Source organism: Hymenobacter nitidus, from assembly GCF_020447315.1.
Classification (GTDB): Bacteria; Bacteroidota; Bacteroidia; order Cytophagales; family Hymenobacteraceae; genus Hymenobacter; species Hymenobacter nitidus.
This window is the reverse complement of record NZ_JAJADQ010000004.1, coordinates 473988-486176: the sequence shown is the minus strand read 5'-3', so window position 1 is coordinate 486176 and position 12189 is coordinate 473988. Positions and strand designations below refer to the sequence as shown.

The following is a 12189-nucleotide window of genomic DNA, read 5'->3' as shown; positions in this document are numbered from 1 at the left end:
CACTAATTCGGATTTCAGCGGATATATGCAGGAGCTAAAGCACTTTCTAAGCTGTGACTGGGGCACGTCCTCGTTTCGCCTGAAGCTGGTGGAGCTGCCGGGCTTGCGGGTGGTAGCCACCGAAAAATCGGATGAGGGCAACGCGGCTACGTTTGAGCAGTGGCAGCAAACCGGGCAGCCCCCAGAGCAGCGGCTGGGCTTCTACCTGCGCATCCTGCGCCAGCACCTTGCCTCCCTGGAGCAGCAAGCTGGCCGGCCGCTGGCGGGTCTGCCGGTGGTGGTGTCGGGCATGGCTTCCTCTACTGTGGGCATGCTGGAACTGCCCTACAAACCGCTGCCTTTCGCCGCCGACGGCTCCGATCTGACCACCGAGCTGCTGCCGGCCCGCCCGGATTTCGACCATCCGGTGCTGCTGGTTTCGGGCGCACAAACGGCCGACGACGTGATGCGCGGCGAGGAAGTGCAGCTGGTGGGCTGCGGGTTTGCCACCTCTGAGCAGCCCCAGCTGTTTTTGCACCCCGGCACGCACGCCAAGCATGTGGTGGTGCAGCACGGACAGGCTATAGCCCTGAAAACCTTTATGACCGGGGAAGTATTCGCCCTGCTTTCCGGCAAAAGCATCCTGGCTTCGGCCGTGGAAAAAAACGACGATTTTGAGCACCCCGCCCACCGCAAAGCCTTTACGCAGGGCGTGCAGGCCAGCCGGCAAGGCAACCTGCTGCACAACGCGTTTCTGGTGCGCACCAATGGCTTGTTCGACAAGCTCAGCGCCCCCGAAAACTTCCATTACCTCAGCGGCCTGCTCATCGGCTACGAGTTGAGCAGCTTCCCCACCGACTTCACCGGCCCGGTAGTGCTGGCCGGCGAAGCAGCACTGATCAGCAGCTACGAAGTGGCCCTGCGCCTGCTGGGAATTACTGACCGGGTGGCGTCCGTCACGGTGAAGGGCGCGGAGGAAGTGACGTTGCGCGGTCAGGCCGCCGTGCTGCAGCGGGCCATAGACCTGGGGCAGCTGACTTCTCCCAAAGCGTAAAAACCATGGCTTCTCCTTCCGCAACCGACTCTTCCACCGTGCGTGTGGCCCTGGCCGCTCAGAACCAGCTGGGCGAGGGCGCCATCTGGAACCCGCTGGACAGCAAGCTGTACTGGGTAGATATCGAAGGCCAGCAACTGCACGTTTTCGACCCCACTACCGGCCAGTGCCGCCAGTTGCCCACCACGGCCCGTATCGGAACGGTGGTGCCGGCCCGGGGCGGTGAGGTGGTGGTGGCGCAGCAAAACGGGCTGCACCGGCTCAACACGACAACCGGGGCCAGTACCCTGCTGGTAAATCCGCTGACCGAGCCCAGCCTGCGCTTCAACGACGGCAAGTGCGACCCGGCCGGGCGCTTCTGGGTGGGTACGCTGGACATGGACGACCGGCCCCGGCGCGCGGCCCTCTACCGCCTCGACCCCGACGGCCACCTGCACACGATGCGTACGCACATCACGATTTCCAACGGCCTGGCCTGGACGGCGGACCGGAAAACGATGTACTACATCGACACGCCCACCCACGTGGTGCAGGCCTTCGACTACGACAATGCCACCGGTGCCATTACCAACGCCCGCCCGGTTATCCGGATTCCGGAGGCCGACGGTGACCCCGACGGCATGACCATCGACGCCCAGGGCCACCTCTGGATTGCGCTGTGGGGCGGGGGCCAGGTGGTGTGCTACGACCCGGCCACCGGCCAAAAGCAGCGCAGCATTCCGGTGCCGGCGCCCCAAACCACGTCCTGCGCCTTCGGGGGGCCGGACCTGCGCACCTTGTTCATCACCACTGCCCGCCAGGATCTGAGCCCCGAGCAACTGCGGCACTACCCGCTCAGCGGTAGCCTGTTTGCCGTGGAGCCCGGCGTGGCCGGGGTGCCGGCCAACATCTACGTCGGCTAACGCCGCTTCTACTCCCTGCTCAACAGCCCGATGTGGGCCAGATGATGCCGCCCGTGCCAGCTGTATTGCACCAGGGCCTGGTCGAGGGAGTAGTCGCGCTGGTAGGTGGGGTGGTAAAACGTGCGCTGCCACTGCTCCTCGCTCAGGTGCCAGAGCAGATTGACCCAGCGCGTATGCACGGCCTCGAGCAGCTGCAACGACACGGTGACGGGCGTAGCGGCCACATCGGGCAGCTCGGCCCAGGCATTCATGTCAAAGGGGCAAATGGTGGGGTGGTCTTCCGTCAGGGCCAGGCGAAAGCGCAGGTAAAAGTTCAGGTGCACGTCGGCCACATGGTGCAGCACCTGCCGGCCGCTCCAGCCCCCGGGCCGGTAGGGGTTTTCGAGCCGGACGCCACCGGCTTGGCGGGCTGCCGCCGTGAGTTGGGCCGGCAACGCAGCCAACTCGTTGATGTAGGCGGTGCGCTCAGCGGGCGTGAGTGGCGCTTCGGGCAGCGTGGGACGGCCGATGGGGTATTGCAGATTGGGCAGATTGGTTTCCATAGCCAGCAAACATAGCGGAGTTTTTCCGCCGCGGCCAGCCCCGCTCTACCCCCGCTGCCTGTCGTAATTTACCGTTTTGTAGTATGCCCCATAACGGTCCCGACGGGCCGGCAATAACGGGCCGCCAGCTTATACGGGCAGATACAACCGGAAAGTGGTACCCTCATCCACCACGCTGTCGACTTCCACGCGCCCCCCGGCCTGCTGCACGAGGCGCCTGACCAGGTATAGCCCCATGCCGGAGCCATCTACTTCGGGGTGAAAGCGCCGGAAGAGCTGAAATACCTCCTGCCCGTGGCGCTGCAAATCGATGCCCCGGCCATTGTCGCGCACGGTGAGGACGGCCGAGCCCGCCTCCAGGCTGGTGCTGACCCACACCTGGGGCAGCCGGCCGGAAACCGTGTATTTCAGCGCGTTGCTCAGCAGATTGTAGAGGGTGCTGTGCAGGCTGGTGCGGGGCAGGCGCAGGGTGGGCACGGCCGCAAAGTCGAGGGTGAAGACGGCGGGCGGCACGACCAGGGGCTGCAGGCTGCGAATAATATCCTCGGTGAAAGACTGCAGCCCGATGGGCTCTACGGCCAGCTGGTCGGGCTGGCGCTGGAGCTGCACCACATCCGTCATGCCCTCAATGGTACCCAGAATCTGCCGCAGGGCATCCTCAAACATGCTTACCATCCCGGACGCCTCGGGGTCGTGGAAGGTGGCCGTGCGCTTGAGCTCCTCAAACAGGCCCACCATGTTGCTGGCCGGCTGCTTCAGGTCGTGGGAAGCGGTGTAGACGAAGTTGTCCAGCTCGGCGTTGATGCGCATCAGCTCTTCGTTTTTCACGGCCAGCAGCTCGCGCTGGTCTTCGGCCTCGGCCTTGGCCCGCAACAGTTCCTGCTCGTACTTGCGCCGGTCGGTGATGTCGAACAGGGTAACGCGGATGACCAGGGGCTGGCCGTCGGCGTCGCGGAGCAGGATGGCGTTCATCAGCACCGGCACGGTAGTGCCGTCGTGGCGCAGCAGCTGGTAGCTGATTTCCCGCACCTGGTCCTGAATCAGCAGCAGGGGCGCGCAGTGGGTTTCGTAGTGCAGGCGTCCGCCCACGGTGAGCAACTCCTGCAGGCAGCGGCGCGCAACCAGCTCTTCGCGGGCATAGCCCAGCCAGCCCAGCAGGGTCTGGTTGAGCTTCACCAGCGTGCCATCGGGCAGGCAGGAGCAGTAGCCGCAGGGCGCATTCTCGTACAGCTCGTCTACGTTTTCCTCCGTCAGCCGCAGGTCTAGCGCGGGCAGCTGCTCTTTGTCGTCGGTGCTCATGCAGTTAGGCAGGCTCGACGGCCAAAAAGTGCTCGATGGCCCCGATGGTAGCTTTTGGGGCACTCAGGTGAGGACAATGGCCGGAGGTATCGATAACGACCAGCGTGCTGCCGGGCAGCTGCCGGTGCAGGTAGTCGCCCACGGCCCGCGGGGCCAGCGCATCGTAGGCACACTGCACAATAAGACTGGGCCGGCGCAGGCGCGGCAGGTCGGCGCGGTTGTCGGAGAGGAACGTAACGCGGGCGAAGTGCCGGGCAATGGTCGGGTCGGTGCGACAGAAGCTGTTGTTGAGCTCCTGGGCCAGTTCGGGCCGCTCGGGGTGGCCCATGATAACGGGCGTGATACTGCCCGACCAGCCCAGGTAGTTGCTGTCCATGGCTTCGAGCAGCTCGTCGATGTCGGCAGGCTCGAAGCCGCCGGTATAGCCCCCATCGTTGAGGTAGCGCGGGGAAGGCGCCACGAATACCAGCCTGGCTACCCGCTCGGGCTCCTCGATGGCGGCCAGCATCACAATCATCGCGCTGACGGAGTGGCCCACCAACACTACGTCGCGCAGGTTCAGCTCGGCCAGCACGGCCAGGATATCGTCGGCGTGGGCCTGCAGCGTGGCGTAGCGCGCCGGGTCATAAGCAGCCAGCGCCGACTGCCCGGCCCCGACTAAGTCGAGCAGCACGGTGCGGTAGTAGCTCTCGAAGGCCGGGGCCACCAGCCGCCACATGTGCTGGTCGCAGCCGAAGCCGTGCACGAATACCATGGCCTGCTCCCCCGCTCCCAACACCTTGACATTATTACGCTCCAGACTGGTCATACTATACTTATGCTACTGCTGATGGGCACCGGTGCGCCCCCTGCCTATACTGCGCTTTAGCAGTAGCGGTTGCCGCTACGGCGCGGCCAATGTACCGTAGCAGCATCATTGCCCGGGTTTTGCCCACTCTTAGTCAGTGGGCAACGAACCAAAGCCCCGGCGCCTAGCCCGGGCCGGGCAGCACTTCCGCGGGCCAGTTGACCTGGCGCAGCAGTACCCGGAATTCGGCTTCGGAAGCCAGGCGGCCCTGAAAGCTGTAGAGCAGCTGCCTATCCACGGTTTCGAGCAGGGTTATTTCGTCGTCGTCGTAGAGCACGATGGTTTCCTGGCCCCTTTCGCTGGGGCGGCTGAAGCGCGCCTGCCGGGGCGGGGCCGAGTAGCGGGTGAAGCCAAATGCCTGCAGAAGCGCGGCCGGGGGCTGGTAGGTAGAAATCATGGGAAGGGCCCGAAGAAAGGGCGCAGCGCCGGAATGGCGGGGCGGTAAGCTCTACTAGTTACGCATAAAAGCAGTATCCGGCCCGCAAGCCGCCCGCGGCCGACCTGGCCATCGGCCCCGTTGCTACGTAGCCAGCAGTAGCAACAACCGCCCGCCGGTTACTTTTGCGGTCTTGCCCTAGTATCACCAAACCTTTCCGCGCCGTGCCTTCCGTCTCCGCTCCTGCTGCTCATATCCTTCTAATTCGCTGCCCCGACGAGCCAGGGCTGGTATTCAAAATCACCGGCGTGCTGTTTCGGCACGGGCTGAACATCCTGCGCAACGGCGAGTTTGTGGAGCGGGCCGACAATTGTTTTTTTATGCGCACCGAGTTTTCCGGCAGCTTCGAGGCTGAGTCCCTGCTGCAGGAGCTGACGCGCGTGCTGCCCACGGCGGCTGAAATCAGGCTGAGCGACAACCGCCCCAAAGACGTGGTGCTGATGGCCACCAAAGAGCACCACTGCCTGAGCGAGCTGCTGGTGCGCCACGCCTTCGGGGAAATGAATGCCCGCATCGTGGCCGTCATCAGCAACTACCCCCTGCTGGGCGACCTGACCCGCCGCTTCGACCTGCCGTTTCACTACCTCAGCCACGAAGGCAAAACCCGGGAGGCCCACGAGGCCGAGGTGCTGGCCGTATTGGCCCAGTACGAGCCGGAATTCGTGGTGCTGGCCAAGTACATGCGCATCTTGTCCTCCGACTTTGTGGCCCGCTATGCCAACCGGCTGATTAATATTCATCACTCGTTTTTGCCGGCTTTCGTGGGGGCCAGTCCCTACGCCCAGGCCTACGCGCGGGGCGTAAAAATCATCGGGGCCACGGCCCACTTCGTGAACGAGCAGCTCGACCAGGGCCCCATCATTGCCCAGAGCGTTATTCCGGTCGACCACACCCAGAGCGCCAGCGAAATGGCCCAGGCCGGGCGCGACGTGGAGAAAATCGTGCTGGCTCGCTCCCTGCGCCTCGTGTTTGCCGAGCAGGTCTTCGTGCACCACAACAAGACCATCATCTTTGATTAGGCCCTTCTCTCCGGGCATTCGGCGCCGCCCGTTCCCGCGGGCCGGCGTACTTTTGCGGCTGCTTACGCCGTTTTGCTCCGCTCCCGTTTTCCCGCTCACCCCACCCTGAGGCCCACCCCGCTCCTGCCCGCGCCGCCGCTTCCTGACCGAAGCGGGCGGCTTTTTTGTTGCCTTTCGCTCAGCTTGCTATGCTTTCCTCTTTTTCACTCGGGTCGTATCTGGCCCAGTATAAAGTCAACGCCAAAAACGAAATTCTGGCCGGCCTGACCACGGCCCTAGCCCTGGTGCCGGAGGTAGTGGCCTTTGCCTTGCTGGCCCACATCAGCCCGCTGGTCGGCATCGGCTCGGCCTTTATTATCTGCCTTATCACCAGCGTATTTGGCGGCCGGCCCGGCATGATTTCCGGCGCGGCCGGCTCCGTGGCCGTGGTGATTGTGAGTCTGGTGGTACAGCACGGCGTCGAATACCTGTTTGCGGCCGTCGTGCTGATGGGCCTGATTCAGGTGGCCATCGGCCTGCTGCGCTTCGGCAAGTTTATCCGGCTGGTGCCCCAGCCAGTGGTGTACGGCTTCGTCAATGGCCTGGCCCTCATCATCTTCATGGCTCAGCTCGAGCAGTTTAAAGTGCGTGACGCCGGGGGCCACGAGCAGTGGCTCTCGGGTCCGGCGCTGGGGCTGATGCTGGGTTTGGTGGCCCTCACGATGGGCATCGTGTATTTTCTGCCCAAGCTTACCAAGGCCGTGCCCGCCTCGCTCACGGCTATTGTGGTGGTGTCGGCGCTGGTCATTGGGGGCGGGCTGCAAACTAAGTCGGTGGGGGATATTGCTTCCATTGCCGGCGGCCTGCCCCGGTTTCATCTGCCGCTGGTGCCACTCACCTGGGATGCGCTGGCCCGGGTGCTGCCCTACGCCCTGATTATGGCCCTGGTAGGCCTCACCGAAAGCTTGCTGACCCTGACGGTGGTAGACGAAATGACCGACACCCGCGGCCGGGGCAACCAGGACTGCGTAGCCCAGGGTCTGGCCAATATTACCTCGGGCCTTATGGGCGGCATGGGCGGCTGCGCCATGATTGGGCAGACGATGGTGAACCTGGAGTCGCGGGGGCGCGGACGGCTGTCGGGCGTAGTGGCCGCGGTGGCTCTGGCGTTGTTCGTGGTAGTGGGCTCCTCCCTGATTGAGCAGCTGCCGCTGGCGGCCCTGGTTGGCGTCATGTTCATGGTCGTCATCGGCACTTTCGAGTGGGCCAGCCTGCGGATTCTGCGCCGCATGCCGCTCACCGACGTGCTGGTGATGCTGCTCGTGACGCTGGTAACGGCCGTTTCGCAGAACCTGGCCCTGGCCGTGCTACTGGGCGTGGTGGTGTCGGCGCTGGCCTTTGCCTGGGAAAACGCCAAGCGCATCCGGGCCCGCAAGTACGTGGACGCGGCCGGCGTGAAGCACTACGAAATCTACGGCCCGCTCTTTTTCGGGTCGGTGCAGGCCTTCACCGAGAAGTTCGACGTGGCCCAGGACCCGGCCAAAATTATCATCGATTTCCGGGAAAGCCGCGTGGCCGATATGTCGGGCATCGATGCCCTGCACAAGCTCACGGACCGCTACCAGCGCCTGGGCAAAACCCTGCACCTGCGCCACCTCAGCCCCGACTGCCGCCTGCTGCTGCGCAACGCTGGTGCCCTCATCGAGGTCAACATTCTGGAAGACCCCGAGTACCGCGTGGCGACCAGCGCAGGCTAAGCTGCGCGGCTGGCAGCTGCCACGGGCCGGGGCGCATACGTCAGCACGTAGGCGGGCGGCAGGTTCAGGAGCACATATTCCTGCCCCAGGGGCTGAAAGAACTTCTCGAACAGGCGCGTGTTGCGCAGCGAATACTGGAATAGAATCAGCTGGCCATTGGGCTGCAGCAGCTGCCGGGTGTGCTCCAGAATACGCCAGCCCAGGCGCCGCGACAACGACGAGAATGGCAGGCCGCACACCACGTAGTCGGGCTGGTCGAGGCCGCGCTGGCGCAGGTATTCTCCAGTTTCGGCTGCCGAGCCGTGGATAACGTGCACATCGGAATGGGCCGCGTAGCGCGCCTGCAGCAGCTGGCAGAAGCGGCGGCTCACCTCAATGAGCACGATGGTGGTGCCGGGCTGGCGGCGGGCCAGTAGAATATCGGTAAAAACGCCCGTTCCGGGGCCGTACTCCACAATGCAGCGGGCCTGGGTGAAGTCGATGGGCTCCATTACTTTATCGGTTAGCTCGCGGGAGCTGGGCACCAGAGAACCCACGGTGGCGGGGTTGCGGATAAATTCTTCGAGGAAGGTCATGCTCAGAAAAGCGGTAACAGGATGGCAGCGGCCCGGCAGTGCCAGCCGTTATCTGTACGGGGTTGAGCCTGGAAGGGTCCACAGCACCGATTGAATTGTGAGCCTGACATCGGTGGGGAATGTATTTCTCAGACGAATACGGCCTGATCATAATCAGATTGGGCCGGCCAATGGCAACCAAAAACGTGCTGCCGTTACCGGATTGTGCCGTATTTTTAGCCCTCACGCCGCCCCGCACCCCGCATCCTTACGCCCTGATTTCACTTGCTATGCAGCTTCCCGGACTTATTATTGGTGGTGGCATTGCGGGCCTGACGGCGGCGCTGGCCCTGCAGCGGCGGGGGTTGGCAGTAACGGTGTGCGAGTCGGCGCCGGAAATAAAGCCCCTGGGCGCCGGCATCTGGATGGCGCCCAACGCTATGCAGGTATTTCACCGCCTGGGCATTGCCGACAAGATAAACGCGGCCGGCGTGCCCCTGCGCAACATTCAGGTGGTGGATGCGCAGATGCGGCCCATTATGCGCACCGACCAGGAGCGGGTGCGGCAGCGGTTTGGCTACACCACTACGGCCATCCGGCGGGCCCGGCTGCAGGATGCGCTGCTGGCCGAGCTGGTGCCCGGCACCGTGCTGCTCAATAAAACCCTGACCGGCTTCACCCAGGACAGCGCCGGCGTGCGCGTGTCGTTCACCGACGGCACCACCCTGGAGGCGGGCTACCTCGTGGCCGCCGACGGCATTCACTCGGCCGTGCGCGGGCAGCTGTTTCCCGGGGCGCGGTTTGCCAGCACGGGCCACATCGTGTGGCGCGGCATCTCGGAGGTACGGCTGCGGCCCGAGTTTCAGCAGTCCATCATGGAGGCCTGGGCCCAGGGGGTGCGGTTCGGGTTTTCGGAAATTGCCGATGATGTGGTCGACTGGTTTGTGGGCGAATACGCCCCAGGCGTGACGACGTACCCCAACGGGCTGAAAGCCCACCTGCTCGACACGTTTCGCAACTTCGCCTACCCCATTCTGCCCATTCTGGAAGCGGCCGACGAGCCCCGCATCATCCGCAACGAAATAACCGACTTCGACCCGATTCCGAGCTGGAGCCAGGGCAAAGTCTGCCTAATTGGCGACGCCGCCCACGCCTCGACGCCCTACATGGGCCAGGGTGGTTGCCAGGCCGTGGAAGATGCCTTTGCCCTGGCCCAGTGCCTGGAGCAGGAAGCCACCGTGGAGCGGGCCTTTGCCGCCATGCAGCGCCTGCGCCGGGCCAAGGCCCTGCACATCGTGCGCACCTCGCGCATCATGGGGCAGGTAGGCTATCTGCAGCACGCCCCGGCTGCCCTGCGCAACTTCATTATCCGCACCACGCCTTCCTTCATCATCGAGCAGCAGTTCCGGCGGGTGTACACCCTGAACTTTTAACATCCTTAGCACAGAGTAGAGACGCATACTTGCGTCTCAATTGCATGCGCCGCTGCAACGATTATCATTCAACGATTGAGACGCAAGTATGCGTCTCTACCCCGTTCAGAATGTTTCGCCGGTTTTTACTTCCCGGTAAAATTCACGGATGGCAGCGGCTGTTTCGGCGGCCTGGTGCAGCACCATCCAGTGGCCGGCACCGGGCAGAATCCGCAGGCGGGCGTGCGGAATGTGCTGCTGCAGGGAACGGGCCTGCGACACGGGAAAATGCTTGTCTTTCTCGGCCCACAGAATCAGCACGGGGCAGGTAATCTGGCGGTACCACTCGGGCAGGCGCTTGAGCTGGCCTTCGTAGCCGGCGCACATGCGCACGATAAACTGCCGCACCGCCGGCTGCCGAAACGTGCGCCACATATCCCGCTGCACCGCCGCGTCGATGGCTACGCCCCGCGGCAGAAACGTGTAGCGGGCCCGCTGAAACACCAGCCACGGGAACCGGGCCAGCAGCAGTTTATTCACCCCGAAGCGCCGCAGCCACTTGATTTCCCACGATGTATCCGCGTCGCCGTTCACCAGCGAGTTCATCACCACCACGCTGCGCACCCGCTCGGGGTACACGGCCGCGAATACCAGGGCCGGCTGCCCGCCCATATCCTGGCCCACGAGGTGTACTTTGTCGAGCTGCCAGGCATCGAGCAGCTGCAGCAGGCGCCGGGCCACCAGCAAAGGCGTGGCCCCGCCGCCCCAGTCGTCGCTGTCGCCCATGCCGGGCCAGTCGAAGGCGATGACGCGCTTGTCGGGGGCCAGACCGGGAGCCAGCTGGCTGAACACCTGCAGATTATCGGGGTAGCCGTGCAGCAGCAGCACGGCCTCACCCTGCCCGAGCCGGGCCACGCGCAGGCGCTTGCCGGGCCGGGGCTGCTCTTCGGTGGTTTCAAGCATGGCGCGGGAAATCTTCGGCCAGACAGTTGGCGGCCAGCACACCGGAAATGGCGCAGAAGCTCACCCACTGCCCCGGGTGCGTGGCGCTGCCGGTTAGGTAAAGGCCGCGCACCAGGAGGCTGCGGTGGGCAATGCGGCCCTGGCGCATGAATTTGGCCGTCATCACCGGGTTCATGCTGTCGTGGTAGAGGTTGAACTCCCGGCCCCACTCGAAAGTGGTGCGCCGGTGCAGCACGCGGTACTCCTGAATATTGTCCTGCCACCACGGGTCGGCCAGCAGCTCATCCATCAGCTCGCGCTGCCCGGCCGGGCCCAGCGCGGCGGCCGTGGCGTGGTCGAGCGGGGCAATGAGGCGGGCCGGATACCAACCCTCCCGGGCCAGCTCGGGCGCCATCAGGCCGGGCTGCACGAAGGCGGTGCAGCCGGTGCCGCGCAGCTTGAAGCGAATGTAGTACGGCGGATTGAGGCCCCTCACGGCCAGGTACACGCACACGCCCGGCGACTGGAGCGGCAGGGCTTCGAGCTTCTGTTTTTCCTTGGGGGCAATATCCTGCGTCAGCTCGGTATAAGTGCCGATGCCCGCCGCGTTGGAGATAATAGCCTGGGCCGGGATAAACTCGCCGGCGGTAGTTTCGACCCCGGTTACGGCGCCGGCGCTAGTGCAGATGCGGGCTATTTTAGTACCGTAGGAGATGTTGACGCCGGCCGCTCGCGCCGTTTTTTCCAGCAGCTCGGGAATGGCGCGCATGCCGCCCACGGGGTAAAACGAGCCCACGTGGTGAAACAGGCCCGGTACAAAGGCCATCGGGCTGGGGGCCTGCTCCACGGGCTGCCCGGCAATGTGGGTCCAGATGCTGATGCCCTTGCGCACGGCCAGCGGCAGGCGGGCCCGCTCCAGCACCGAGCCCAGGGAGCTGAGCAAAAACGGCACGTAGCGCCACCCGCCGGCCCGCAGCACCGCCAGCGGCGTGGGGTGGTTGGTGAAGGTAAGCGGCTTCATGACCTGGTGAATCTTGAAGGTGCGCGCCACAAAGGCTTCGTAGCGCGGCCCGCTGCCGGCCTGCTGGGCTTCAAACCGTGCCGCCGTGGTCGCGAGGCTACGGTCGAATGCGGTGGTGCTGCCGTCTTCCTGCAGCACGTGGTACACCGACTCGATGGGCCGCAGCGGCAGGGTTTCGGCCGAAATCTGCAGCTGCTCAAACGCCCAGGCCAGCCCCGGCTGATCCAGCAGAATATACGGGCCCGAATCGAAAGAAAAGCCCTCCAGCGTGAAGCCCGACGCCAAGCCGCCGCCCTGCTCCCGCGCCTCCAACAGCCGCACCGGGTAGCCCAGCCGGGCCAGCCGCATAGCCGCACTCAGGCCGCCGATACCGGCCCCGATAATGAGAATGGGATTCGACGACGCGGGCAGCTCGGGCATTCGGGACAGTTAGGGGTGCTATGGGA

12 protein-coding genes are annotated in these 12189 nt (G+C 64.5%); 5 read left to right on the top strand and 7 right to left on the bottom strand.

The features are described 5' to 3' along the window. Positions 1–25: 25 nt before the first annotated feature. The gene (locus LGH70_RS10440) at positions 26–1033 is read left to right on the top strand and encodes a 2-dehydro-3-deoxygalactonokinase (protein WP_226185225.1); all 1008 of its coding nucleotides are present in this window, start codon (positions 26–28) and stop codon (positions 1031–1033) included. A gap of 5 nt (positions 1034–1038) precedes the next feature. Further along, positions 1039–1935 carry an SMP-30/gluconolactonase/LRE family protein gene (locus tag LGH70_RS10435; protein WP_226185223.1) on the top strand — a complete coding sequence of 299 codons (897 nt, stop codon included), beginning with the start codon at positions 1039–1041 and terminating at the stop codon, positions 1933–1935. 8 nt (positions 1936–1943) lie between these two features. Here the strand turns inward: LGH70_RS10435 and LGH70_RS10430 are convergent, their stop codons facing one another. The 4 genes from LGH70_RS10430 to LGH70_RS10415 all read right to left on the bottom strand — a co-directional run bounded on the left by LGH70_RS10430 (position 1944) and on the right by LGH70_RS10415 (position 5020). Further along, positions 1944–2477 (bottom strand): YfiT family bacillithiol transferase, encoded by a 534-nt coding sequence (locus LGH70_RS10430; protein ID WP_226185222.1) that lies wholly within the window; start codon positions 2475–2477, stop codon positions 1944–1946. 129 nt (positions 2478–2606) lie between these two features. Continuing rightward, positions 2607–3776 (bottom strand): sensor histidine kinase, encoded by a 1170-nt coding sequence (locus LGH70_RS10425; protein ID WP_226185221.1) that lies wholly within the window; start codon positions 3774–3776, stop codon positions 2607–2609. Between the two features lie 4 nt (positions 3777–3780). Continuing rightward, positions 3781–4584, bottom strand: a complete 804-nt coding sequence (locus LGH70_RS10420; RefSeq protein ID WP_226185220.1) for an alpha/beta fold hydrolase — start codon at positions 4582–4584, stop codon at positions 3781–3783. Between the two features lie 163 nt (positions 4585–4747). After that, positions 4748–5020, bottom strand: coding sequence for a hypothetical protein (locus LGH70_RS10415; protein WP_226185219.1), 273 nt, complete (start codon positions 5018–5020; stop codon positions 4748–4750). A 203-nt stretch (positions 5021–5223) separates the two neighbouring features. Here LGH70_RS10415 and purU point away from each other — a divergent pair, with 203 nt between their 5' ends. Together purU and LGH70_RS10405 are read left to right on the top strand one after the other, a co-directional pair. Next, positions 5224–6078 (top strand): formyltetrahydrofolate deformylase, encoded by an 855-nt coding sequence (purU, locus tag LGH70_RS10410; protein ID WP_226185218.1) that lies wholly within the window; start codon positions 5224–5226, stop codon positions 6076–6078. A 188-nt stretch (positions 6079–6266) separates the two neighbouring features. Next, a complete protein-coding gene (locus tag LGH70_RS10405; RefSeq protein ID WP_226185217.1) occupies positions 6267–7814 on the top strand; it encodes a SulP family inorganic anion transporter in 1548 nt (515 codons plus the stop codon). Here the strand turns inward: LGH70_RS10405 and LGH70_RS10400 are convergent. After that, positions 7811–8389: a class I SAM-dependent methyltransferase gene (locus tag LGH70_RS10400; RefSeq protein WP_226185215.1), complete on the bottom strand. Its 579-nt coding sequence runs from the start codon at positions 8387–8389 to the stop codon at positions 7811–7813. The two genes, LGH70_RS10405 and LGH70_RS10400, sit on opposite strands and share 4 nt — an antisense overlap. 269 nt (positions 8390–8658) lie before the next feature. Between LGH70_RS10400 and LGH70_RS10395 the strand changes: the two genes are divergently transcribed. Further along, positions 8659–9801, top strand: a complete 1143-nt coding sequence (locus LGH70_RS10395) for an FAD-dependent oxidoreductase (RefSeq protein ID WP_226185213.1) — start codon at positions 8659–8661, stop codon at positions 9799–9801. 105 nt (positions 9802–9906) lie between these two features. Here LGH70_RS10395 and LGH70_RS10390 read toward each other — a convergent pair whose 3' ends face one another. Together LGH70_RS10390 and LGH70_RS10385 are read right to left on the bottom strand one after the other, a co-directional pair. Further along, the gene (locus LGH70_RS10390) at positions 9907–10743 is read right to left on the bottom strand and encodes an alpha/beta fold hydrolase (protein WP_226185210.1); all 837 of its coding nucleotides are present in this window, start codon (positions 10741–10743) and stop codon (positions 9907–9909) included. Beyond that, positions 10736–12163: a phytoene desaturase family protein gene (locus LGH70_RS10385; protein ID WP_226185208.1), complete on the bottom strand. Its 1428-nt coding sequence runs from the start codon at positions 12161–12163 to the stop codon at positions 10736–10738. Before LGH70_RS10385 ends, LGH70_RS10390 begins: the two co-directional genes overlap by 8 nt. Between the last annotated feature and the right edge of the window lie 26 nt (positions 12164–12189).